This window comes from Rhodococcus sp. P3_B8, assembly GCF_056402775.1.
This window is the reverse complement of sequence record NZ_JBFUGT010000020.1, coordinates 81,591-104,465: the sequence shown is the minus strand read 5'-3', so window position 1 is coordinate 104,465 and position 22,875 is coordinate 81,591. Positions and strand designations below refer to the sequence as shown.

Annotated in this window: 24 protein-coding genes and 1 pseudogene; 7 read left to right on the top strand and 18 right to left on the bottom strand. The window is 64.5% G+C overall.

Features of this window, described 5'->3' with window-relative positions; genetic code table 11:
- Positions 1-378 (bottom strand): DUF1016 N-terminal domain-containing protein (locus tag AC1D1G_RS11105; protein WP_477952115.1); only part of this gene is annotated, 378 nt, incomplete at its 3' end.
- Between the two features lie 505 nt (positions 379-883).
- On the opposite strand from AC1D1G_RS11105, the gene AC1D1G_RS11100 reads away from it, so the two are divergent.
- Positions 884-1,051, top strand: a complete 168-nt coding sequence (locus tag AC1D1G_RS11100; RefSeq protein WP_197436257.1) for a hypothetical protein — start codon at positions 884-886, stop codon at positions 1,049-1,051.
- A gap of 1,377 nt (positions 1,052-2,428) precedes the next feature.
- On the opposite strand, the gene AC1D1G_RS11095 is transcribed toward AC1D1G_RS11100, so the two are convergent.
- The 3 genes from AC1D1G_RS11095 to AC1D1G_RS11085 all read right to left on the bottom strand — a co-directional run bounded on the left by AC1D1G_RS11095 (position 2,429) and on the right by AC1D1G_RS11085 (position 5,048).
- Entirely contained in the window at positions 2,429-3,538 is a 1,110-nt protein-coding gene (locus tag AC1D1G_RS11095; protein WP_477952113.1) for a beta-propeller fold lactonase family protein, read from the bottom strand.
- A 237-nt stretch (positions 3,539-3,775) separates the two neighbouring features.
- Positions 3,776-4,366 carry a hypothetical protein gene (locus AC1D1G_RS11090; protein ID WP_477952111.1) on the bottom strand — a complete coding sequence of 197 codons (591 nt, stop codon included), beginning with the start codon at positions 4,364-4,366 and terminating at the stop codon, positions 3,776-3,778.
- A gap of 319 nt (positions 4,367-4,685) precedes the next feature.
- Positions 4,686-5,048, bottom strand: a complete 363-nt coding sequence (locus tag AC1D1G_RS11085) for a hypothetical protein (RefSeq protein WP_477952110.1) — start codon at positions 5,046-5,048, stop codon at positions 4,686-4,688.
- A gap of 393 nt (positions 5,049-5,441) precedes the next feature.
- On the opposite strand from AC1D1G_RS11085, the pseudogene AC1D1G_RS11080 reads away from it, so the two are divergent.
- Positions 5,442-5,537, top strand: a pseudogene (locus AC1D1G_RS11080) (DUF2510 domain-containing protein); the annotation flags it as partial.
- A gap of 32 nt (positions 5,538-5,569) precedes the next feature.
- Here the strand turns inward: AC1D1G_RS11080 and AC1D1G_RS11075 are convergent.
- Entirely contained in the window at positions 5,570-5,839 is a 270-nt protein-coding gene (locus AC1D1G_RS11075; protein WP_477952120.1) for a hypothetical protein, read from the bottom strand.
- A 42-nt stretch (positions 5,840-5,881) separates the two neighbouring features.
- The gene (locus tag AC1D1G_RS11070) at positions 5,882-6,076 is read right to left on the bottom strand and encodes a hypothetical protein (protein WP_477952119.1); all 195 of its coding nucleotides are present in this window, start codon (positions 6,074-6,076) and stop codon (positions 5,882-5,884) included.
- 311 nt (positions 6,077-6,387) lie between these two features.
- Between AC1D1G_RS11070 and AC1D1G_RS11065 the strand changes: the two genes are divergently transcribed.
- Both AC1D1G_RS11065 and AC1D1G_RS11060 read left to right on the top strand, forming a co-directional pair.
- On the top strand, positions 6,388-7,179 hold the full coding sequence (locus tag AC1D1G_RS11065) for an 8-oxoguanine DNA glycosylase OGG fold protein (RefSeq protein WP_477952109.1): 792 nt from the start codon (positions 6,388-6,390) through the stop codon (positions 7,177-7,179).
- On the top strand, positions 7,166-7,699 hold the full coding sequence (locus AC1D1G_RS11060) for a hypothetical protein (RefSeq protein WP_477952108.1): 534 nt from the start codon (positions 7,166-7,168) through the stop codon (positions 7,697-7,699). The genes AC1D1G_RS11065 and AC1D1G_RS11060 overlap by 14 nt, the downstream gene beginning before the upstream one ends.
- A gap of 388 nt (positions 7,700-8,087) precedes the next feature.
- Here AC1D1G_RS11060 and AC1D1G_RS11055 read toward each other — a convergent pair whose 3' ends face one another.
- The 6 genes from AC1D1G_RS11055 to AC1D1G_RS11030 all read right to left on the bottom strand — a co-directional run bounded on the left by AC1D1G_RS11055 (position 8,088) and on the right by AC1D1G_RS11030 (position 14,390).
- Positions 8,088-9,554, bottom strand: a complete 1,467-nt coding sequence (locus AC1D1G_RS11055) for a hypothetical protein (protein ID WP_477952107.1) — start codon at positions 9,552-9,554, stop codon at positions 8,088-8,090.
- A gap of 33 nt (positions 9,555-9,587) precedes the next feature.
- Positions 9,588-10,175, bottom strand: a complete 588-nt coding sequence (locus AC1D1G_RS11050; protein ID WP_477952106.1) for a hypothetical protein — start codon at positions 10,173-10,175, stop codon at positions 9,588-9,590.
- 17 nt (positions 10,176-10,192) lie between these two features.
- Positions 10,193-11,830 carry a DUF4407 domain-containing protein gene (locus tag AC1D1G_RS11045; protein ID WP_477952105.1) on the bottom strand — a complete coding sequence of 546 codons (1,638 nt, stop codon included), beginning with the start codon at positions 11,828-11,830 and terminating at the stop codon, positions 10,193-10,195.
- A 52-nt stretch (positions 11,831-11,882) separates the two neighbouring features.
- Positions 11,883-12,413, bottom strand: a complete 531-nt coding sequence (locus AC1D1G_RS11040) for a hypothetical protein (protein WP_477952104.1) — start codon at positions 12,411-12,413, stop codon at positions 11,883-11,885.
- Positions 12,414-12,507: 94 nt separating this feature from the next.
- Positions 12,508-13,428, bottom strand: coding sequence for a protein phosphatase 2C domain-containing protein (locus AC1D1G_RS11035; protein WP_477952102.1), 921 nt, complete (start codon positions 13,426-13,428; stop codon positions 12,508-12,510).
- Positions 13,425-14,390 (bottom strand): vWA domain-containing protein, encoded by a 966-nt coding sequence (locus tag AC1D1G_RS11030; protein ID WP_477952100.1) that lies wholly within the window; start codon positions 14,388-14,390, stop codon positions 13,425-13,427. Before AC1D1G_RS11030 ends, AC1D1G_RS11035 begins: the two co-directional genes overlap by 4 nt.
- A 588-nt stretch (positions 14,391-14,978) precedes the next feature.
- Here AC1D1G_RS11030 and AC1D1G_RS11025 point away from each other — a divergent pair.
- The gene (locus AC1D1G_RS11025) at positions 14,979-15,638 is read left to right on the top strand and encodes an HNH endonuclease (protein ID WP_477952098.1); all 660 of its coding nucleotides are present in this window, start codon (positions 14,979-14,981) and stop codon (positions 15,636-15,638) included.
- A gap of 345 nt (positions 15,639-15,983) precedes the next feature.
- On the opposite strand, the gene AC1D1G_RS11020 is transcribed toward AC1D1G_RS11025, so the two are convergent.
- On the bottom strand, positions 15,984-16,397 hold the full coding sequence (locus AC1D1G_RS11020) for an excalibur calcium-binding domain-containing protein (protein ID WP_477952097.1): 414 nt from the start codon (positions 16,395-16,397) through the stop codon (positions 15,984-15,986).
- A gap of 222 nt (positions 16,398-16,619) precedes the next feature.
- On the opposite strand from AC1D1G_RS11020, the gene AC1D1G_RS11015 reads away from it, so the two are divergent.
- A complete protein-coding gene (locus AC1D1G_RS11015) occupies positions 16,620-17,147 on the top strand; it encodes a DUF8176 domain-containing protein (protein ID WP_477952096.1) in 528 nt (175 codons plus the stop codon).
- An 804-nt stretch (positions 17,148-17,951) separates the two neighbouring features.
- On the opposite strand, the gene AC1D1G_RS11010 is transcribed toward AC1D1G_RS11015, so the two are convergent.
- Genes AC1D1G_RS11010 through AC1D1G_RS11000 form a run of 3 tightly spaced genes read right to left on the bottom strand, consistent with a single transcriptional unit; the run spans position 17,952 to position 21,647 of the window.
- Complete coding sequence (locus AC1D1G_RS11010; protein WP_477952095.1) at positions 17,952-18,704, bottom strand: GIY-YIG nuclease family protein; 753 nt, start codon at positions 18,702-18,704, stop codon at positions 17,952-17,954.
- Positions 18,705-18,759: 55 nt separating this feature from the next.
- On the bottom strand, positions 18,760-21,276 hold the full coding sequence (locus AC1D1G_RS11005; RefSeq protein ID WP_477952094.1) for an N-6 DNA methylase: 2,517 nt from the start codon (positions 21,274-21,276) through the stop codon (positions 18,760-18,762).
- 5 nt (positions 21,277-21,281) lie between these two features.
- A complete protein-coding gene (locus tag AC1D1G_RS11000; RefSeq protein WP_477952093.1) occupies positions 21,282-21,647 on the bottom strand; it encodes a hypothetical protein in 366 nt (121 codons plus the stop codon).
- 146 nt (positions 21,648-21,793) lie between these two features.
- On the opposite strand from AC1D1G_RS11000, the gene AC1D1G_RS10995 reads away from it, so the two are divergent.
- Entirely contained in the window at positions 21,794-21,937 is a 144-nt protein-coding gene (locus tag AC1D1G_RS10995; protein WP_477952091.1) for a YegP family protein, read from the top strand.
- 478 nt (positions 21,938-22,415) lie between these two features.
- On the opposite strand, the gene AC1D1G_RS10990 is transcribed toward AC1D1G_RS10995, so the two are convergent.
- The gene (locus AC1D1G_RS10990) at positions 22,416-22,586 is read right to left on the bottom strand and encodes a hypothetical protein (RefSeq protein WP_477952090.1); all 171 of its coding nucleotides are present in this window, start codon (positions 22,584-22,586) and stop codon (positions 22,416-22,418) included.
- Positions 22,587-22,672: 86 nt separating this feature from the next.
- Entirely contained in the window at positions 22,673-22,852 is a 180-nt protein-coding gene (locus AC1D1G_RS10985) for a hypothetical protein (RefSeq protein ID WP_477952088.1), read from the bottom strand.
- Positions 22,853-22,875 lie beyond the last annotated feature (23 nt).

Here is a 22,875-nt window from a genome sequence, read left to right as displayed (position 1 = left end):
GTCGCGGACACGGGGGTCGGGGAGACGGTCGAGGAGGACGAGGATGTGTCCCCACGGCAATTGCGCAGCAGGGTGCTGCGCAATGGGGTCGGGGTATTCGGTGGCGAGGGTGCGCATGTAGACGAGGTTGCGCTGGGACAGTCCTCGCATGCCGGGGAACGCGGTGCGGAGGTCGTCGGCGAGCCGGGCAATGACCCGGGTGCCCCACCCTTCCTCGCTCTGCCGAGCGCGGATCAGCTTCCCGATCTTCCAGTACAGGAGGATCAGTTCGGTGTTGACCTTGCGAGCGGCGTGGACACGGGCGGTGCGGACCTGGGACTTGATGTCCTCGAGCAATGCGCCATATCCGGCGGGCTCGATTTCTTCTGCTCGACTCATCGTTGCCATCTTCTCGCATCCGACCGACAGGTGGTGAAGCCGGGCGTGCCGACACGTCCGCTCTTCATGTCGACCTTGGGGCACCGGGCCGCTCCTCGAGACGAGGAAGGGCGCGGTGATGGGAATTTACGCAGCAAGCTGCTGCGCAAATGGGCAGGCAGGGTGCTCGGTCGAGGAAGTGCAGGTCAGTGCGTTTCAGGCGTCCGTACGGTTGAAGGTCAGCCCTGTCAGACAGACGAACATAGGAGCCGCCAGCGCATCCCCGCGGACATCGTTGACGCTGGGGGGTTCCGTGGCATGTGCGTGGGTAAGGGCGTAGGGCCGCTGGTGCCGGTTTGGAGGGTCCGCGGCGAGTCGCCAGGTCCGGAGGGATGAGGTGTCTACGCGGTGACGGTACGTCCTCTCTGGAATGGGGTCGTGGTGGTGAATGCGGCACTGACAGTTCTTTTTTCGAGAGGCTAGTGGCGCAGTTCGGCTCACCGCCCACGCACGGCATGATGAGGCCATGGGCGACCGAACCGCAGCAGACTTCGAGCGTGAACTCGCCATGCTCGCCTACGTACGTGGACGCCTCAGCGCGTCGGAGGGCACAGACTTCCGCATCCCGACGGCCGCGTTCGATGAGGTTCTCGATGAGCTGAACAGTCTCGTCCGATCACCGGATCCGATGTGATTTCGGCGGTACGGCAACGCGAGGTGTGGTGGTCGCTTGGAGTCGCCTTGGACGGTGGTGCCGGGGTGGTGTGGGTTAGGCCGGATGGTGACCGCAAATGCGGTGGCCGCCCGCGTGTTCACAGGTGCGCCAGCGTGGGGAACAGGGCGATCGCGGAGACGGTGATCCCCGGCGGCGCTGGCAACGACGCCCAGCAGGGGCGGGTTGCCCAGCGGGCGCAGGGAACCGAGCTTCGATGCGTTGCTCGGTGGCGTCGCGCCGCTGGTGGGGCCGGGACTGGTGGGGCGGAGGCTGCTGTAGTTGTGCCGCGATGGCGGGCGGGGGCGCGTGCTCGGTTTTGTCGTAGGTGGGTGTCAGAATGGGCGGTATGAGTTCTGGTGGATGGCGACGCCCGCTTCGGCGGGCGAGGGACGCGGTGCTCCTATCGCCGCCCCGGTCCGTCCTCATTCGGGGGTAGCGGGCCGGGGCGCATGAGCGCTGAAAGGCACCGCCTTGTCCCGTACCGATGCACATTCTCCTGTTTGGGTTCGCCTTCGCCGTGGCGAACTTTCTGTTGAACCGTGGCACGCCGACTGCCATGACGCCTGCGACCTCCCTGACCGGTCTCAGGGAGGTCGGGCCTGGTTGTCCGCAACGAGGTGCTTCTGGGTTTTCGCGTACACGGGCACCGGGATTTGCTCGTGCTCGCTGTGCCACGACGGTGAGGGTCATGCTCGTGATCTCCGTCGCGAGCGTCGCCGTACCGCGCGCATCCTCGCGGAGGGCCGTCGCCGGTGGGAAGCCGACGACACTACGGCTTTCGACGACATCGTTGTACCGCGTCGCAGGCGGGATTGGTGGAGGTGACCAGTAGGCGCCGTCACCTCAGTAGCAGGTATTGATGCAGGAACAGACGCGGCCCGGCGGGTCTCGTATCGGTGCAACTGTGCTGGACCCGGTCGGCTCTCGCCGGCGATGGTGCCCTTTCTCGCGGGCTATAACCACCAACGGGGTATTTGTATTGGCTCGCAGCGGTTTCGAGGGCATGGCCGACACGAGTTCGCACCCCCGAGGGTGTGCGACGGGGTGGCGCGCCAATGACGTCGAGTGTGCTGACTGGGTTGCCGCTCACAGGGTCGCCTCGAGGGGGCACGCTGGGAGGGGCCGGTCTGTTCGCCCCTGGGTTGGGCGTGGCACTGCGGGCGGTGCCCGATTGTCTTCGCGGATCTCGGTCGATTTCGAGTCTCCGCGGGTGGCCGCACGACGGCATCTCGACCCACGCCGGGAACCGGTGCTTCCCCCGCGGCGCCGGAGTACCTCAGGTTGGCAATGCAGTCGTTGCCGGACCCAGCGGGGAGGGTTGGACGTGGAGGGTCCCTGTCGGGGACTCGGCCCGGGTCAGCTCCCGAAGATGGTTCCGAGTGATCCGGTGCCGGGTGGGGTGGGTGGTGTGGTGGTCGGCGGGTCGGTGGGGGTGGCTGTTTTGGAGACGACGGAGACGGTGTCGTACTGGCTGGTGACGTAGGCGTCGGCGCTGTTGGGTGTGACGGCGATGAGTTGGCCGTTCTCGGTGATGGGGGCGGTGGCGGTGACGGTTCGGGTGGCGGTGTCGATGACGGTGACTGCGTTGGTGGGGGTGCTGTGGGCGATATAGGCGGTGTGTCCGTCGGGTGCGACGTCGATGCCGCCGGCGGCTGCCGCAACGGGAATGGTCGCGGTGACGGCGCGGGTTGCGGTGTCGATGACGGACACCGAACCAGCGCTGAACCCGTCCATCCCGGTGACATACAGCGTGCGACCGTTGTCGGTGATGTCGATATCAAGCGGTGATCCGGTGGCGGGGATTCTGGCCGCCACCGTGCCGGTGGCGATGTCAACGACGTCGATCGCGTTGCCGGAACTGTCGGTGACGTAGGCGGTTCGACTGTCGGGGGAGACGGCGAGGAACATTGTCGTTCCTCCCAGTGCGAGTGTGTTGCTCACGGTGTTGGTGGCCGTGTCGATGATCGTGAGGTGGCCGTCGAACTGGCTGGCGACGAGAACCTTGGTCCCGTCAGGGGTGACGGTGACGCCGAGTGGGCCGTCGCCGACGGGGATCGTTGCGGTGACGGCGAAAGTGGTTGTGTCGATGACGGAGACGGTGTCGTCGCCGTTGCTGCCGGCGTACACGGTCTGGCCGTTGGGGGAGACGGTGACGCCGACGGGGAAGTTCCCAACCGCGACGGTGTTGAGGACCGTTTTGGTGGCGGTGTCGATGACTGACAGCTGCCCGGGCGCGCCGTCGTCGCCGTGGGTGACGTAGGCCCGTGAGCCGTCCGGGGAGATGGCGATTCCTTCTGCCAGCCCGTTGACCGGGATCGTGGCCGTGACCGCATAGGTTTCGGTCGGAGCCGACCAGGCTGTGGGCGCGCATAGCACGGTCGCGGTGGTGCCGACGGTCGCGTACAAGGCCACGCGCACGAGCGTCCGTGTGGCCTTGTGCCGGAGCCGGGATCGATACGCCGTCATGGGTCCCCCTCGAGTTTCTCGTCCGCCCGATCGCCGGCCCGGATCCAGCGTGACGCTACTTCCTCGGCGTCACGTGTTCACCGCTGGGCATGCTGACAGGCAGTCCGGGCGCGGATGGCCGAGAAGGATGGTGCACCTGTGTCATTCACGCGACATACATTTGGCATGCGGTGATGCATCTTCGAGCGGCGGTAGCCCGCGACCAATAGGGCCTTCGGCCTGTGGGGTCGATGTGGGTCATGAGGCGAGGTCCGGAGTGAGGGAAAGCGCGGCCTGTGCCAGCCACGGATTGTGGTAGCGGGCGTAGTTGCACGGTCCTGCCGCGGCGAGCCGGTCCGCGAGGTCCCTGGCTGCGGCGTCCAGTGGCAGTTCGGCGAATTGGTCGAGGCTGCTGTCGTCGTCGATCCAACTGACTGCGACGGCATCACCACCGGCGGCTCGGTGAACCGGCGTCTCGAACTCCAGGGCGTCGTACTGGTCCTGCAGTAACGCAACGGGACGCCCGGCAGCCTTTTCCAGGATCGATTGCGTGACGAATACAGTGCCGCTCAGAAGCGGCCCGTATTCTTCGTCCTTCACCAGGCACAGGTAGTAGGTCTCGATGGCGCCGACGTTGACCGTGAACAACCGGCGGCTCTCGGCGGTCCTGTTGGTGGTCGGCAGGCAGCTGACTGCCCACGCTTCCTGCTGCGTCGCCGCGGCCTTCGCGATGGCGGTGTCGAGGTACTCGCGCAGGATTGCCACGGCATCGTCGTGTTCGGGAAGGGACGCGAGTTCGCGAAAGATCTTCTCGGAGGCCGAAGGGTACTGCTTGCCGGAGATGGGCATTGTGCTCCTGAAGGTTCCAATGACAACGTCGGTGAATGTCACGGCGGGATCGACCGGTGAGGACGACGCCAGACATTGAAGGGGCAGATCGCGCAGTCTGAAAGGGCGTGTGCGTCGAGGTGGTCAGGAACGATGCGGACGGCATTTCCGCCTGTCGCCCGCTCCCGAATGTGATCCCGGCCGGACAGTTTTTCAGACCAAACGGCCTCACCAGGCCGGGCACCGAACGCACTTCGCCTCTGGTGGCTTCGCACACCTGACGAGGTGGCCGAACCAACGACGACGAGGGCCGACGGTCCGCCCGGGACTAGTTTGGGTGTCAGCCCGCGTAGGTCGTGGCGATTCCGTGCGATGCGTAGCCGATAGCGCCGCCGATGACCGCGCCGATGATGGCGCCGGGTACCGCGCCGACGACGAAGAAAGGGAGGCCAGCGAGTCCGCCGAGCACGCCGCCGATCGCTGCGCCGACACCGGTTCGCAGTTCTACGGTGTCGCCAGGCGGCAGGGCCACATCTGTTGCGGGTAGTGCGGACACGGATGTAGCGGGGCTGTCAGCGCTCTGCCGGGTCGAGGCGGGCGCGTTGATGTGGGGCCGCGCGTTGGCAGATGGTGTTGCAGCGGGGTGGAACAGCAGCAGTGTGGCCGCGAACAGTGCGAGTACGAGCGTGACGGGGGTCTTCATGGCATCTCCTCAGGTGTATGTGTCCTGCGTACTCATACCAGGTCCCGCGTATCGCTCGTGGATCGTCGAATTCTTCACCCCTTCAATGTCATTCATCCAGTATACGGTCGTTGGGGGTGCAGATGGTGGGCATGCGGTAAGTGGGGCATCGACGTCGGATCCAGCGGCGCTCGTACACTGCCGGCGGACGGCCCTCAACGGGAGAGCTGAGAATCACGCTGCTGAGTGCCGCTCAGGTCTATCGCTGGTGCGGCGCGGCCGCGTCCCTCTCGCAGTCCGCGATTCACACCCAGCGTGAGACTCAATCTCTCTCGGTGGCAGTGTCGTTCGGGCGAATGACATGGGTAGGCGCCGGTGCTGTCGGTGTCTGGTTCGTCTGCTATCAATGCCCCTATGACAACCCCCGCGTCCTGGCAGCCTGATCCGGAGGATCCCCAGAACTCGCTGCGCTACTGGGACGGGGCGCAGTGGACCGGGAACCCCCAGCCTCGCGTCCCGACAGGCGATCAGACCACAGTGTCTCAGGGGCCGGGCAGCAGCGGGACGAAGCGGAAGAAATGGCCCTGGGTCGCCGGTGCGGCCGTGGTGGGCGTTATCGCGGTCGGCGCGTTCACCGACAACAATGAACAGGCAAAGCCGGCACCGGCTGGTGTCGTCGCAACCAGCACGACCGCGGCGACCAGTACGACCCGGGTGACCACGTCCGTCTCGGCCTCGGGGGCTGCGTCGGCGACGCCGTCGGTTCGTCTTGCTCCTGCCGCCCCGTCGACCACGCCGGTAGCGGTGACCACGCCGCCGACCTACATCCCGCCGCCGGCGGCCACGACCCCGGCCTACGTCCCGCCACCGGTGGTGACCACGCCCGCGTATGTGCCGCCGGCGCCCGCGTACACGCCGCCGGCATTCTCGGGGCCGGCGACGGTACACCCGGGATCGTTCTGCTCCGGCGGAACCGGCGTCTCCAGCACCGGCAAGCCGATGGTGTGCGCGACAGCAAAAGACGGCAAGATGCGCTGGCAGTCGGCCAACTAGCACCATGATGCGCGCCTACAACGCGATACCGGGGGCTCGACAGACCCGCTAGCAGGGCACGTTCGAGTACGAACTTGTGGCGAGTCTCGGTCTCTCAGTGCTGAGACCCGAGCATGGGGCAGGGTTGTCAGCTGCCGAAGAATAGCAGTCCCCGTCCGTTGGGTTCGGGTTCTGGCTGTGGTGGGCGTTCAGTGGATTCGACGCCCACATCCGAGACGGTCACGCTGCGGTGTGGCAGTAACGGTGGACGCCTTGCGGGCGACTGATGTCATGACGCGTACAAGGCGAGACGAGGGGCGGGAATCGTATGTGGCGTGAGTCCGTGGCCGGCATCGGAGATCTAATGAAATCGGATCTATTGTCGAGTGATCTACCCCCAGCACGGGTGAACACGACCCAGTGGTCGAATAGGGGATTGCGGATTTCATCCGAAGACCTCGGCCGCGACGACCTGTTCCGCGTGGCGGCGGACGCCCGTAACGGCGGCGACGAGCGACTGCTGCAATTGTTTTGGGACATCCTCGCGTGGGGTGTGATGGGCAATTTCCGCAACGCGGGCCGCATCGTCGACTTCGCTGCGACCGACTATGGCCGGGTTCGGTTGGTGACCGCACTACGTACGGCCGCGGACGCCAGTTACGCCGGCAAGATCGAAGATGCCTACCGGGCCTTTGTCGACCACAAGATCCCCAGGCTCGGGCCGGCATTCTTCAGCAAGGTGCTGTTCTTCACCGGCGACCGCGCCTCATACGAGCCGCGGTGCCTTATCTTCGACTCCCGCGTGGAATCGGCCCTGCCGATGGTCACAGGTAAGCACTACTCCCTCGCTCGCAAGCCCGTGGAGGTCTACGCCCGGTACTGTCGCGACCTGCACGACTGGTCCCAGCATCACGGTGTGTCACCGGAGGCGATCGAATCGCGTCTGTACCAACTCGGCCAGGCAACCGGCAACACCCACCGGGCGTGGCTGGGCGCCGAGGTGTCGCTGTATCGGGAAGGCCGAACCCCGGTGACATTCGATGCGATCCTCACCCGAGTTCGCCGACACCAACAGGCACCGGTCGCGACCAGTGAGGAGGTCAGCGATGGCGAAGGCTGAGTTGAACGGTTGCCGGGTTCTGTTGTTCGTCAACAACCCCCACCTGACGGCAACCAACGGCGGATGGATCACGCCAGACGGCATGGCCTACGACGTTCTCACCGATCCCGCCCCGACGAGCTACTCGGTGCGAGTCAATGCCCGCTCGGTCGAAGACGGAGACGTGGCGCTCGTCTACCGGGTAGGTGCGCACGCAACACGCCGCGATCCCGGAGCGATCGTCGCGGTCGCCCAGATCAGCTCGAGCCCGTGGTTCAACCGGCACGGGGACGCCTTCGTGAACTGGACCTTGTACCTTCTGCCGCCCGAATCATGGATCCACTCACGCGAGATGAAATCATCCGGATTGTGGGTCAACAGATCTCCGCTCCACGACTCGCAGCGGGCGTCGTTTCCGGTGGAGTTGCACGATGACCAATGGGCGTGGGTAGCCAACCGGCTTCCCGCGCATACGAGGGAATGGCTCGCCGAGTGGACCGCAGGTGGTCAGGACACCGACTTGGATGAGCAGTTCGGGTGACCGCCGGTGTCGGCGGGGCGGCCAGCGGACACGACTGACTGTGGATTGGTTGTATGGCTACCCGTCGGTGGTAGGCATACCAAATCCCGCTAGTCCTCCGTGATGTCTCGCCGATCTCAAGCAAATGACCTTGGCGAATCCGCGGCAGACCGTGCATCGGGCAGGTCCGCCATGGCCGGAATACAGCCCTCATAAGAATGCGCGGGGCCGGTGAAACAGAACATCGATGTGGACGTCGCTGGCTCATCGACGATGGCGTGGAACACGGTCATCAACGCACACCCATCACCGCGGTCGATCTCAGTTGGGGTGTGAGAACGCGGCTGGGAAGGCGATGCCGCCGTCCCGTTACCGGCGGGGGCAACCCGACCGCCATTGACACGAACCTTTAGTGCGAGACTCGGGGCGGCTGGTGGGACGTGGAAGTTGATGGCTGAGGGATGAGGGCTTGTTGCTCAGCGGTGGACATGGCTGCGTCGAGTAGACGGGTGAATCGTTGCTCGTCGAGCATCAGCCCTGAGAACTGTGGAATGAGAAATGTGGAGTCGTTCAGGGTTGGTGGCAGGGGAGGGGGAGCGACATGGGCGAGCAGACTGTCAACCCAATGCAGGTCGCGTCCTGGGTCGACGACGTGTGCCAGTTGGTCGATGTCGATGCCGATGATCGCGTTGCTGATCTGTCCGATGGCGGGCACGCCGACCCATTCAACGCGTGGGGGTTCGACCGCGTACACGATGTCACTGACGTACTCGGATGTTCCGTGTGAGTTGGTTGCGGTCAGCACGAACTGGCCGGAACTCGGAAGTGTGACACGCAGTTCGTTCGGTGCGCTGACGCCGATTCGGCGTCGCTCGCCCGTTGGGGTGGTGAGTTCGAGTGATTGGTGGCCTTCGACGTCCCATTCGACCGTGACGTTCTGTCCGACGAGGGCGTGGGGTGGGGTGACGGTCAGTCGGGTGATCTTGGGTGGCTGGATCAACGCGGTATAGCGGTCGAAGAAGTACTGGTACCACTGGTGGGCGGTGGGCCGGTTGGCGGCGTCTGCGCCGAGTCCGGCGGCGAACATCTGCATGCCTGCGACGTCGACCTTCCCATGCAGTGCTTGCAGTTGCGGGTCGACTCGGAGGGCTGAACCCAGAATGTTGTACAGCAACCGCGCGAGCTTGAATCGGTCGGTGTTGAGGTTCTGGGTGAAGTTCGGTCCCGATGTTTTCGCCTCTGGGGGCCGCATACCGGGGGAGGTTGCTTGACGAACCGCGGGTGACTGTCCTTCGATCCTGACGGGGTCGATGTCAATCAGCAGGATCGGAGCGGCCCGTGATTCGCTGTAGAGGATGTTCGTCAGACTGAGGTCCCCGTAGACGATGTTGCGGTGATGGAGGAAGTGGAAAACGCGGGCTACCCACGCGCAATACCACAGGCGCTGCACCAGGTCGTTCTCGTCGATGACGACGGAGGCTCCGTTGCGGCGGGAGTGGTCGGGGTTGGCGAGCCAGTCGATGGACCGCATCACGGTCGTTTTGGCATTGACTTGCGCAATCGAAGTCTCCACGAACTCGGAGGGGACCAGGCGCATCAGGTATCCGACGACGGTCCCGGTTGCTGATGTGACGGTGTCGAGGGGCCAGGTCGTCAGCTCGTCGAGCAGCCGGCGGTCGGTCCGGTCGAGCTGGTGCCGGTAACGGACGAGTACTGCGAGATTCGCGAGTTCCTCGGCGTTGGCGTTCTTGAACTCTTTGAAGGCGCAGACAGGTTCGGGCACGAGACCGTGAGGTGTGTCGACTTCATGGACGGTCCCGAACCCACCGGAGCCGAGCTCACGGCGGATCCTCAGTGCTGCGTGATCGATCGGCATCTGCTTGTCCACCGTTCCGTTGACGTCGGCGAGCTACTGCGCTGCATATCCGAGACCGCTGAGCAGAGATCCCATACCGTCCGAAACCCAGCCGTGGGCGTCGCCGGCGTCGGCGAGAACGACATCCTGGAGGAAGCGCACACACACGTCCCTCAGACGGTTGGGGCTGGCACTCGGGTCCGACACAGTTCGGTTCGCGGCCCAGGCGGTGTGGGCGGCGAGGTAGCGGTTGTCGGCCCCGTCGCCGATGATCCACAGCAGCACCGGCCAGGTTCCGCCGTCTGCGGGTCGAGTTGGGATCGAATCGGCCTTGGCAACAACGATGCGGAGTCCGTCCGAGGATGCCGAACCCGCTGGTTGTCCGGCCACTGGCGCGCCGTTGACGTGCTTTCGGTGCAGGGTTTCCCAACTATTGCGTGTGCTGTCAAAGGAAGCAAAGCCGTCCGCTGTGATCACGAGACGGAAGACGTCGGCGAGGAACGGTTGGGTCCGAATGTGGTTGGACAGCGCCAGCAGGGCTGGTTCGAGTAGATCGGTCGCACCGTGTGCGTCCGAGTGCTCGATGATCAGCTCGACCGATCTCGGTTGGTCCACTTCGATGTTGAACACGGGCATTGACATGTCGATCTCCTCTCGGATCAGACGTCCGTGGGGTCCGGCAAACCGTAGGTTGTCGACGTGCGGGGGCCACTGGCGTAGCCGGTGCCCGGACGATGACCTGTCCCCGTGGCGGTGGTCGGTCCGTTCCCCGGCGTCGTTGCGGGTCCGGGGGCTCCGGCGTGTCGACTGGTGGGTGCCGATCCGGGTGACACGCCGTGGCTGTTGCCGTGTGGTGCACCAGGCCCGTGACCTGGTGCCGGGATACTGGACGCCACCGATGCTCCGGCGCTCCCGATCAGGACCGGTGGGGTGGCAGTGGTGGCCAAACTCGCGGCCCACGAATCGAGTTGGTCCTCCGCGGCGATCTTGGCGTGTTCTCGCCACCGCGCCAATGCTGCCTCGATGACCTCGGTCTGATGTTCGACGACCGCGTCGTTGATCTTCAGGATGGTGTGCTGTTGTTTGTCGATGCGGTCCTTCTCTGCCGCCATCTCCGCATCGTCCCTGAGTTCGTGGCGCTTCTTCATTGCGCCGATATCGGCGGTCGCCGCCGCCGCCTCGGCACTTTCGAGTTCGTCGAGAACTTCGTCGTACTTCGTTGGCGTTCCGAAACCGGCCAGGACTTTGAAGATGACCGGCAGAAGTTCCAGCGCGATGAACATCGCCCACACCGTGTATCGGGCCATCGCCACGGTCGCATCACTTCCGACGAGGTCGCTGAGTGCCTTCATCCGCGCGATGATGCCGCCGTTGGCCTGCTCGAGTTGATAGCTGGTGTCCTGGGACGAGGCGATCTGCTCACGCAGTTGGGTGACCTTCTGCTCGACGATGGGCAGTTCCTGCTCCGCGTCGTCGATGCGGCGCTGACTCTCGTCGAGAAGGTTTCCCTGCAGGGTTTGTGCGACCCGGTCCTTCTCCTGCCTCTTACCGTCGATCGCGGTGACCGTCTGCTGCCATCGGGCCATGGCCTCGTCGGCAAGACGCTTCTTCTCGACACAGATGGCCGCGCAGCCGGCGATCCCGGTACCGCCGGTGCCCTCCTCTTCGGCGAGCGCGAGCGACCGCGCCGTGTCGTATTCGGACTTCTGCTTGTCGCCGGTCTTCTGCAGCGCGTCGATCTCTGCTTGGACCGCTTGCACCTGTGGATGCGCCGCCGGATCGGCGGTCGGCCCGGCGTTGATCAGTGCCCGCAGTTCCCCGGACTTCTGCTCCGCGGCCGAGAGGTCCGCGGACGCGGTCGAACTATTGATCTCGGTGCGCAACTGTTCCTGGGCTGTGAGGATGTTGCGATTTAGCTGCGCTTCAATTTCCGACTCGAAGATCTTCAGCATCAGGGGTGTCGAGATCACGGCTCCGAGAATGAGGGCCAAGAGCACCCGCGGAACGGCCAGCGTAAGAAGTTTCTTGCCCTCCTTTTCATGCGCCATACCGATGATGAGCATGCGGTCGAGGTTGAGGATCGCCAGACCCCACAAAAGGGCGGCGATGATCGTGACCGGCCAACTACCAGTGACACCGGTGACGTGAAGCGCGTAGCCGGCCGAGATCGCCGCGAATGCGGCGGTGGTCAACAGGACCGCACCCATCGCGGCTTGGCGCGGTACCTGGCCGGGCAACTTCTCGAGAACATCGAGACGTGCGCCGGTGAGACGAGCGAGAAATAGGGAGGGCGTCATCTGCTTCTACTTGTTTTCGACGGAATGGAACCAGCGGACGAGCGAGGGGACATCACACTCGTGCCGTCGGCCGAACGTGCCACATCAGGGCCAACGGGAGTGCAGCGACGAGCAGGGTCAGCCCCAACACCGTCGGAAAGGCCGCGCGCATTTGCCACAACCTGAGATATCCCACACTGGAGTAACAAGGCCATGCAATCGCCGAGTTCGTCCAATAGTGGGTCGCAGAACACACCCAATAGGAGGGGACGGTAGGCGAATCACCATAGATCGCGGGGGGAATCGTCTGGTCGACGTCCGGTGCGCGGGCTTCGACCGCGGAGATTGTCGGTGCCGCCATGGCCCGCAGGTCGTTCGCGAAGAATGCCTGCGCGATCGGGATCGACACGACGATCCCCAACGCCACAACCACTCCGTACAGTTGCAGTCGGAACGCTCTGTCGCCCTGTTCGGACCGTGCAACAGCATCACGGACACCGACCACCATGCGGTGCCACCGCGGATACCAGTAGATTCCCCACGCTACGGTCACGACCGCAAGTGGCTTCCACACGACGCTGCCGAGGGCACCGACAGCAACCACGGGGATCGACGCGACCACCGCCGTGCACGCAGCGACCGGATCAACGAGGGTCGACCTCAACCGACCGTAGGCACGCTGTACCTGCAGACGGTGGTCAGGGGCGCGGAGACCAGATCGCGATTCCGGTCCGGTCATCGAACAGCCCTCGCTTTCCGAACGAAGCCTGGGCCGCGAAGTTCAACGCGGTCGGCGGCGAAGCCCACTGGTCTCCGAGAGCGCGAGAGACCTGGTTGGTTCCGTCACCGAGCGCATCACCGATGCCATCCGAGCACAACAGCAGAACGGCAGCGGATTCGACCGTGACCTGCAACGGCTCGACGGCGGTGTGCTTGGAGATAGGCAGCGCAGAGGTGGTGGTGCTCGTGACATCCGTGGAGGGGGATTTGCCGCCCATCAACGCACTCCACGACGCAGGCGCACCCGGACTGCGATCTGTTCGGCCCAGCCATAGTGACGAGTCTCCGACGCCGGCACAGGTCACTGCCCAGTTGTCCGCAGCAGCGGTGTCGATGACGGCAACCAGTGCCGTTGTCGCCATCAGGTTCCGAACGTCGGCGAGGGTGCCATCCTTCACGCCGTACCTCCTGGCCACAGCATTCACGTGTTCGGAGGCATCACGGAACAAACCAGTCCAAAACGGCTCGGACACCTCCAGATCGACGCCGACAAGTTCGTCAACCAGAAAGTCCGCTGCTGCCGCTGCGGCGACGTGAGACTTCGGTGCACTGCCCACTCCATCGCAGACCGCGACCACCAGACGGCCCGTGCCGGCGGAGTACCGCACCGCATACGCGTCCTGCCGGACGGACCCGTCGTACCGGTGCGACAGGCCGCGAACGGAGGCGGCGCGAACTGCCCACCCCCCGAAGTCGAATGCATCGCAGACCGTGTCCGGGGGCGCGGGTTCCGCGGAGGGCTCGTTTCCGGTGATCTCCCCATAGGACCGACCTGGATCGCCGATCGTGTAGGGCTCGGGCAACGCGGGGAGGTCGTCGGCCAGCGCGTCCTGGCTCACACGGTGTCCCATGCCGGAGCTTGCTGCAGAACGTCTTCCGTTCCGGCCTTCTCCAAGGTGATCTTGGGGGAGCCCTCGGCAGCAGATTGGGTGGAGCTGACGACCGACTGCACGACGATCTTCGCGATCGCCGCGATCGAATCGGCGCGTGTCATCCCCTGCTTCGCAATGAAGTAGAAGCTCTCATTGCGGCGTTTCGGGTGCGTCGTGTATGCGAGATTCGCCGCGTTCGCATCACCGAAGCCGAACGGAATGATGTTCGGGTACGGCGTGGCGGATACCAGGTCGTTGAATGCGCGCTGCCACTCGGCGTCGTCTTCGGTGGGATACCCATCGGTGACGAAGAAGACCATCGGTCGATACACCGTCGAGTGCTTAGCCTTCAGTGCCGGAACATCCGCTTCGATCTGCCGGCGGAGCGCATCGAACGCGGCAGCGAACGAGGTCGCGCCCCGCGTCTCGAGGATGTTGCCGCTGCCGATGAAGGTGTCCCGCGCCAGATCCATCATCGGAATATCCACTCGCGCCGAGTCGCTGAAGCTCATCACCGAGACACGCGCGATGTCCGCAAGAATCGGACTGCGCAGGATCTGATCCTTCAGATCACGCAATGCCTGATTGAGCGCTCCCATCTCGTCCTCCATCGAGTACGAGACATCGAAGAGCAGGTAGAACGGTGCGACGGGTGCTTCGTCGACCTCCACCTGAGCCGGCGCGAATTCCGTCGCGTGCGCGGAAAACGGCTGCGTGGCCGAATCCGGCGCGCCATACGGCTGCGGCGGAGACGGGTATGAAAATCCCCCCGGGTCAGTCATTCCGTCTGTCCTTCTGTTCGTTGGAAGCACTTCTCTATAGCTGCTGGCGATGGCGCCGTTACAACCGCACAACAGGCATGATCCGCCCTGCTCCGCAGAGTCTAAGCAGCCCAGTCGAAACCCAATAACCGTGATCGGCAGATTCATTCAACTGAATGACAGGTCGCGCAGGCCTCGCGAGAGACCACCGACAGGGACCTGCCGACGGTCAGGTGACCGACGGGGCGATGTCGCCATCGACTCGGCCACGTACGTCAGGGCTGTGGGGAAGACCAGGTCGCAGACCTCGGATATGCTCCCCGCGCCGGAGGAGTGTGACTCTCTCGGGCTGAACAAACTGATGGTCCGCCCCCGCGGCCGCTGAGGATGAGGACAGTGACGAACAGCGCAAATTACCAGTGGTCGGGTGGCGCAAACAGCATGCCGCCCGGAGGCGAGTCCCCCCGTAGGGGCGGTTGCCGTCGGTGTGGCGAGCGAACCAAGTTGTTCCGCACGTACTGTCCGAACTGTCAACCCTTCGTCCGGCGCATCCTCGGCGAGTATGCCGATGCTGCGAAGCAGGTTCTTGACCGGTCAGGACCACTTAGCCCCGAGTGGGACAATCTGCAGCGGTGGTTGAGCGGATCAGGGGTTCCCCCTCAGGAAGCGACATCGGCGATCGCTCGCGAAGCGTCAGTATGGCTGAACCGACTCGTCGTAGACATATGCGCCGACGGAATTGTCACCGATCGCGAGATGCACACCTTCACCAGGGCGACGGCGGTACTGAACCTTCCCGACCGGCAAGTCGCTCCCCTCAGGCAACAGCTGGCACGTGAACAGGCGCTCGGCGCCATCCGGCAGGGAGCACTTCCGAACATTACCGTGTCGGGTCTGCACCTCCATTCTGGGGAGATCTGCCACATGATCGTTGGTGCGACGCGTTGGCGTGACCTCAAATCCGGGCCGCAAGCAACCCCGGGGCAATTCGGTGTCACCAACCGACGGGTTCTGTTCATCGCTCCGCAACACGGCGGCGAGGTACCGCTGTCGAAACTTCAGCGAGTGTCGTACTTCGATCCCCGGACGATCCTCTTAGAGGCGACCAGCAGGTCACTGAGCGGCCGATTCACCGTCGACGACGCGGAGTACGCCGCGCTCATCGTCGACATCGCACTGCGGATCGACCGCCGACAATTGTTCCCCGGCCAGGCAGGCCAGCGATCGCGACACATCCCACCACATGTCCGCAACGCGGTGTTCCAACGGGACGGGGGACGGTGTCAACAGTGCAGCGCAACCGAGTACCTCGAGTTCGACCACATCATCCCCCACTCGATGGGAGGGTCGAACGACGCCAACAATATTCAACTCCTATGCCGCCGCTGCAATCTCACAAAGGGTGCTCGAATATAACGCTGCCCACCGCGGGTTGTCTCCGTGGAGATGGTACGGACCGGATGGGGATCTGACCGACGTATCGAAGTCCGATGAAGGTCGGCCATCGCATGACTCTCAAAGAGACCGACCAGGGTCACTCGATGACGATCCGATGCGAGTTGGTCGTCCACGCTGACTAATTCCCTGACTGACCCATGGGTGTCTTTAGCAAGAATCCGTCGATGGGAACGACCACTCGACCGGCGCAGATAAGCTCACTCCACCTTGTGTGTGTCCGGTCTGCTCGGTCGTCGATAAGAATGGCGGGTTACGCAGTCGTACAACGATCTCGGCTGACGTTTCGGTACGTTCCGCGACGTGTCACTTGTCGCAGGCGATTCCGTCCTTGTCGCGGTCGAGCTTCGTCGAGTATCCGGGCTCGCCCTGGTACATCGGTGCCGCGCCGGCGGCTTTCGCTTCGGCGCACGAGCCGTAGCTGACCGTCGACTTCGGCGCGGGCGCGATGGCAGCCGGTGGGGTCGTCGGAATCACGACCGGCGCTGGTGGTGGTGCCACCGCGATTGTCGTGGTGGGAACGACCGGGGCGACGGGCTGCACGGCGGCCGGCGACGTGGTGACCGGGGCGGCGACCGTGGTCGTTGTCGGTGCCGGACGTGATGTGGTGGTCGGCTTGGCGCTCGAGGCATCGACGACCTCAATTCGTTCTTCAACGACGCCACGCCGGGTCTGGCGGGGAACCTGCTGGCGAACGCCGTCGGCGGCGGCGTCGCGCACGGCAACTGATACCGAGAGAGTGGGTGCAACACCATGAAGAAGCCGAACCTCGGACGTAAGTCCTCACGGCATCCCGCCGTAATCGACCTTCTCCGTGGTACACCCACCGGCGTCGTCCCCCCAGGCACTCCCACCACTGGTGCGGTGCCCGGGGGGCCGGCCCAGCCATTACCAACAGCAGCCCGGAGAACGCGTGGCCCTTCCGGTGGTCGCCGCCCATACGTGAAGACCGCAGCCGCAATTGGCATGGCCGCCGCCATCGTTGCGGCCGTGGTGGTGGCGAACGACCAGATGCGCGAGGGCAACCCCGATCCGGCTCAGGCTGCGATGACGGCGGCCGCCCCGACCGACGAGAACGGACTGCCCACGCTCAACCTGCCTGAACCTGAAAGGGTCGAGGAATCGGAGGCTGCAGGGGACGGCGATTGCCGCGCCGATCGCGGTGATCAGAAGAGCGGTGCGGGCGTCATCGCAGCGTTCAACCACGCGTACTACAGCCAGCGCAACGGGGAAGCCGCACGAGCGCTTGCGACGCCTACTTCATCGGTGCAGCCCGCACCCGAGTTGCAAAAGTTCATCGACGCTATGCCGGTCGGCACCAACTACTGCATCCGCACGATCAAGCTATCCGGCGGGGTCTACCTGGTCGACCTCTCCCTGATGAAGCCCGGACAGCCGGTGGACCGCGGCACCCAGACCGTCACTACCCAGAAGACCGATGGCCGCTGGTTCGTCGACGTCTTCAAGTAACCCCGCCCCCGGGGCGGAGGCGGTAGGGCCACCGATCACCGAAAGGAACCACGAACCGATGACCCTGTCCCACAGGCGGCCCCGCCGGACAGCTGCCGCTGTCGCTCTTGCCGTCGGCGGCATCAGCGCGCTGACCGCCTGCGGAGGCGACGAGGGCCGCATGGCCGCGGCGGTCTCAGCCTTGACCAGCGGAGTGATCGTCACCGATGCGAGCACCGATCTGGGCAGCATCATCATCGGCTGGGGAGAGGACCACTCGGACACTGTAATCACCACGCCCGCCCCGACCAGCTCGACGCTCGCTGCTACGGAAGCGCAGACGCACTCGCAATCGACATCACCGCCCCGCACGGATGGAAGATTCACGCCCGCAGCGGCTCTCAGATACTCGCCATCGAGAACGTCGACCAGGGCCTCGCCCGAACCGACGTCGACGCCACCAACGAGTACCTCGACATCGCACAGTCGATTGACTGGTCCCAGCCAGACGAGGTCGATATCGCGGCCACCGCTGATGCCCGCAGGGTTGGAACTCGCCGTTGGCTCTGTCAACGACGACATTCAGCTCAAAGCCTTCTATCGAGAGCACGGTGACGTCTGACGATGACCTGTTCATCGCACTGCCTGAGCCTCTGCCGACTGCTGAACACCCGGACGGTGCTCCAGCGCAAAGAGGCGACCGCTACGCGAACCTGCGCGCGCACATCGATCAGACACCGCCGCCGGGTCGCTGAGATCGTCGTCCCTTCGAGGATGAGCGGCCGCGACCCAAGCCGCGTCAACGACCACGGGTCAGCCCCACGTTCAGTTCCGGTTCAGGCCGTGCTTCCTGGTGTCCAGCGCCAACTTGAAATGGCTCTCCGCCTCGTCGATCACCGTCGTCGGCGTCGCCGGGTCGAAGACCCTCAGTATTGAGAAGCGGAATCCGGTCGGATCGACGTTGCGCAGCTCGACGTTGCCGCCGTGGCCGTTGGCCGCGTAAGCGCTCCAGCGCTGGCGAATGCTCTCCGCGCCGTCGGCCTTGCCGACGTACTGGCGGCCGTCCCTCGTGTCGGTGATGAGGTAGACGCCGACCACCGATGAGAGCGCCGTCCTCCAGGCCGCGTACCTGTGTTCGCGCATCACCGACTGGAGCTGCGCACGGTCGAGGACGAGCCGGTCGAAGCCGGGGAACGGGACCGGCTGGGCGTCGGCGATCTCCATGACCGGGTAACCGGCGGCGGTTGGACCATTGAGCCGCCAGGTGCGCGGCGACCTCCAGCCGATTACGAGACGGTTCCTGAGCTCCACCATGTGCTCGGAGATGACGAGGTCGAACATGCGGTGTGTGCCGTCGGTCGATGTCTCGCCGCGGTTCTCGATGACCGACCACAAGCGCGCGCGGTCGCCGCCCTCGCGAACGAAGACAACCCAGATCTTGGGCGGCACGACCGGGAAGGTCCGTGGCTTCGCCGACTGCCGACTCGTGTACGCCAGGATGGCCTCATCGGTGGAGTCGGCGTCGATGCCCGCCAGACCCGTGTCCTCGTGCTCACGGACGTAGGCGTGGCGGATCACCTGGGCGTCGCGGGGTCGATGCCAGCGCTCCGCAGGATCGGCTCGAGCGTCAGAGTCATTCCAGTACCAGCGCCCCGAACTCGTGGCGGAGTCTCTCCGCATCGTCCCCCACTTCGCTCGCCGGCCCGTACTGGTAGGTGACCATACGAACCCTGGACCCTTCAGTGCGGTTATAGAAGTAGCTCGTGTACTGGGCATTGTGCGGAGCCGCGCGGAGCTGGACGAACTGGCAGAGACGCAGCGGCGACTGCGAGCCATCGCGCACCAGATACAACTCGCCGTCGAGCATGGCGTCACCCACCCTGAAGTTCCTCGTGACGAATGGGGAGCGAGTACCGCGTGCTACTTCTGCAGCTTGGGTGTACCCGTCACGGCCGCGCTTGGCACTCCCGGCGCGGACGAGGAGGAGCTGCGCCCAGACGTTGCCAAGAAGCTGGCGAAGCTCGCGTAGGTCCGATACAAGAGAGTCAACCTGTCCCCTCCGCTCCTCCTCGGATGTGTGCCCGCCGTGGCCACTCCATCGGTTGCGCTTCGAGTTCACCTCTTTGAACTTGTTGACGACGTCTTTCGCAATCAGACGCTCAATCGCGGACTCACTGAGATCACCGAACGTCGCACGGATACGCGCAACCTCGTCCGCATCGCCGCTGTCGGCAGCAGCGCGAAGATGCTTGGAAGTCCTCTCCAGGATGACCACCCAGGTCCCGAACGAGGCCCGCTCGATGCCGATGTGCTGGTCGTTCAACGCCTGTCGAATGGCCGCTTCGATCTCGGCGCTGCTACCCGGATCGCTTCGGCAGGCAGACAGCAGTACCGTCGCGTGAAAGGTCACGAGAGCCTCCCAGGCATGGAGGTACGCCTGCAACTGGTCTCCGAGCGCGGTTGCCGTTTCCGCTGTCCACAGAGCTGATGCGACGGGGAAGGGAAGCTGCTCGAACCATGCAGTGAGCGAGTCATCGAACGCGTCCGCGAGCTTGCTCACGACCTCCTCCGCGTCCTCGGGCGAGGCCCAGATACCTTCTCGCTGGCTGCTCAGCTCAGCCTGAAATGACGCAAGGCGTTCGTCGGCTGAAGTGAGAGCGAACTGCACCGCCTTGCTGGGAGCCGGGATGATGAGCTCGTCGGCCCACCGCATTAGCGAATGGGGGGCAGACCTCAGTGCGACCACATGCGTGCCGGAGCTGCTGGCATCGATCGCCCTGCGCCGGCTGGCGATCCCTTGCTCCGAGTTGAGCCACGCAGCCAAGAAGGCTGGCTCAACCAGATCGCCGTCGAGTGCGATCGAGAGGATTCGGCCATCGGATCCTGAGCCAGCTGCATCAACGGAGACAGTGCCGACACGCGTTGTCGGGATGAAAAGTTGCCCGTGGGCCACTCCGGTCGAGTCCTTGACCGATATGGGCTCCCGCGCAAGGAGAGTGCTGAGCCGTCGGCCGGGCCAGCCGTTCGCCGCCAGATCAGCGAGCAACTCACGAGAATTATCGCCAAAGATGCGGCTGGGGTTCAGGTCTACGAACTCGCGCTGCTCTTCGCTGACCGAGACGCCGGAACCTGGACCGTATCGAGCCTCCAGGAGCAGAGCGTCGATCGGTGAGTCGTTGTACGTCGTGAGACGCCACGAGAGCTGGTTCCCTTCGCTGGACACACGCGAGAGTTGCGCCTCCCTGCGGATGAACTGCCGAAGGCTGACGCTGCGGTTCCGGGGCCCCGCCTTCCATGCCCTCAGTCCCGACTCGAGCTCCTCGAATGCCTGGACGGGCATCGAACGATGACGGCGTTCACTCGTGAACTGGGTCTGAAGGTCGGCAATCATCGCCTTGCCTCGCTGGCCCTTGCTGTCATGGTTCGTCAAGGTCAGCAAGTACAGAGGAATCGACGTATTCGGGGCGAGACCCTCCGGCAATCGTGTCACCGACTCGAGCAAGCCAGCATCCACGATCTTCCGCCGCACGAGTTCGTCGGCACCTCCGGAACTCAATGCCCTGGGGCTAACGAGAGCTGCGACCCGCCCGCCGCCATCGGCCGCTGGCCGTAACTTCTCAAGCGCCAGTGAGATGAAGAGCCACGTGCTGTCGGAACCTCGCGGAAGACCGAATCTGAACGCGCCCGAACGCTGACGCGCTCTGACAGCCGACGCGGCACCCCTCCAGTCCGCGCCCCACGGAGCGTCGACGAGCACCAGGTCGGCTTCGAAGTCCTCGAAGCCATCGTGCTCGAGAGTGTCTCCTAGAGCCAGTTCCGCGTCGGCAACAGCTTTGAAGCGATCCCGGCTCGCCACCACCGCGCCTTCGCTGATGTCCTGGCCGCGATACCGGACCTGCAATCCGGCCGATTCCAGTGCAGTGACAAGCATGAGGCCTGCAAATCCAGAACCTGCTGCGGGATCCCAGATGTCGACTGACCTACGGCTTGTATCCAGGCGGCTAAGACACCCAACTGCGAGAGCGCGGGCCAAGGACAGGCTCGTGGTCTGCTCCAGACCGACTGAACCACGCTCCTTGTCGGAGAATGCTTCGCTCGTCGGAGCCTGGAGAACGGCGCGAATCGCTGGATGAGCGCCCTCTACTCGCATCGCACTTACCGGTTCTCGTCCGAGGCTTCGACGTCATCCGGGGCCGCTCCATCGTCCGTCATCCGCATCCGGCGCGACTGGTAGAGATACGCGCCGATGAGCCGAATGAACTCGTCGGCGCGCTCGTTCTCACCGGTCAGCGCGCCTGCGAGCTTGCCGAACGCGCCCTCGGTGAGCACCGCGGCATCGGTCAGCGTCTCGCGCAGCTCGGGTGATGCCAGGAACTGGTTGACGGCGTAGTGGTCGATTTGGTCGGCGATCCGCTGGTCTTCCTCGGCCATTCCGGCCGCTGCGATCACGTACTCGGCTTCAGAATAGGGACCGCGCAGAGTGTCGGCGACACTCCTTACGAAGCTTGACAGGACTGACACGACAGGCGGTTCTCCGGATCCGGTCGGCGCTGAGCATGCCGGCGAGACCGGCACTTGAGATGTGTTTCACACCATAGCGTGAATTCACCGATTCGCTGACCTGATCGCTGCGAGTTTCGTTGGGCGGCAGGGGACGGTGTGTGGGCGTGGTTGAGCATCCGACCTCTCGTGTCGGGTTGTTCCAGATCATCGCGGCGAGTCAGGGTTACACCTCGAAGGCGGCGGCTCAGACCGGGATCGCGTCGATCAAGGACAATGCCGCATCCGCTCCCACCGAGGATTTGACCTGACCTCTGATGATCCCCGTCGCGCCGATGAGCTGAGACCGCAGCCGACAGGGTCGGGGCGGGGTTGGCGGATTTCGCTGGGGGTGTGCGTGGGTCTGCTGCTGGGGTTCTTCTGTTATCTGCCGGCGGTGATCTTGTGGCAGCACTACGGGGGTGGTCCGCAGCCGCGGGTGTATCCGCACGGTTCGTTCAACTCGTTCGGGTCTGATCCGCCGCCGACCTCTTACGGGTGAGCTGGACGGGACCGGCGGTTGTGGTGGTGGCGTGCGGGTTGGTGACGGTTCCGTGGCGGCCCGCCCGGCAGTTCGCTCTGCCGTTGGTGGGTATAGTGCCCCGGCTTGTTATCCGAACTTCTGTATGTACTCCTGCAGTGATCGTCGGATCACGTCAGAGATTGTCTCGTCTCGCCGGTAGGCGATCTGTTTCGCGGTCTCCCATAGTTCCGGGTCGACTCGTATCGCCTTCTGGGGTGTGCCCTTGCTCATTCGGCAGCGACCGGTGTGCAAGCCGTTGCGGCGCGGGTGGTGTGGTCGAGTGCGCTCCCTCGGAGTGCCTGCATCACCATCGAGTTGATCGCCTTCTGGTCGAGCGTGGCGGCGAACTTCTCGGGTATCTGTGCTCGCGTTCCGCCAGTGGCGGTGACGATAGTCATGGTGTATCGGGCAGGGTTCTGGCGCTGCTGCTGGTGTTCATGTCGCGAACCTTTCGTCGGCAGTTGCTGATGTGGCGTGCTCGCGCTCATTGGGTGTAGCGTGCGTCTACTGCGGATATGACGGCCTGTACATCGCTGTCGGGCATGTCCTTCGCCCATGTGATGCCGAGGCTTCCGGCGAGTCGCTGCGCGGTCATATGCATGACGACGTCGGGGGTGTCGTACTTGGCGGCGAGGGCGGGGATCCAGTCGGCCAGGGTGCGCATTTCGAGTTCCTCCCGTTGGGGTG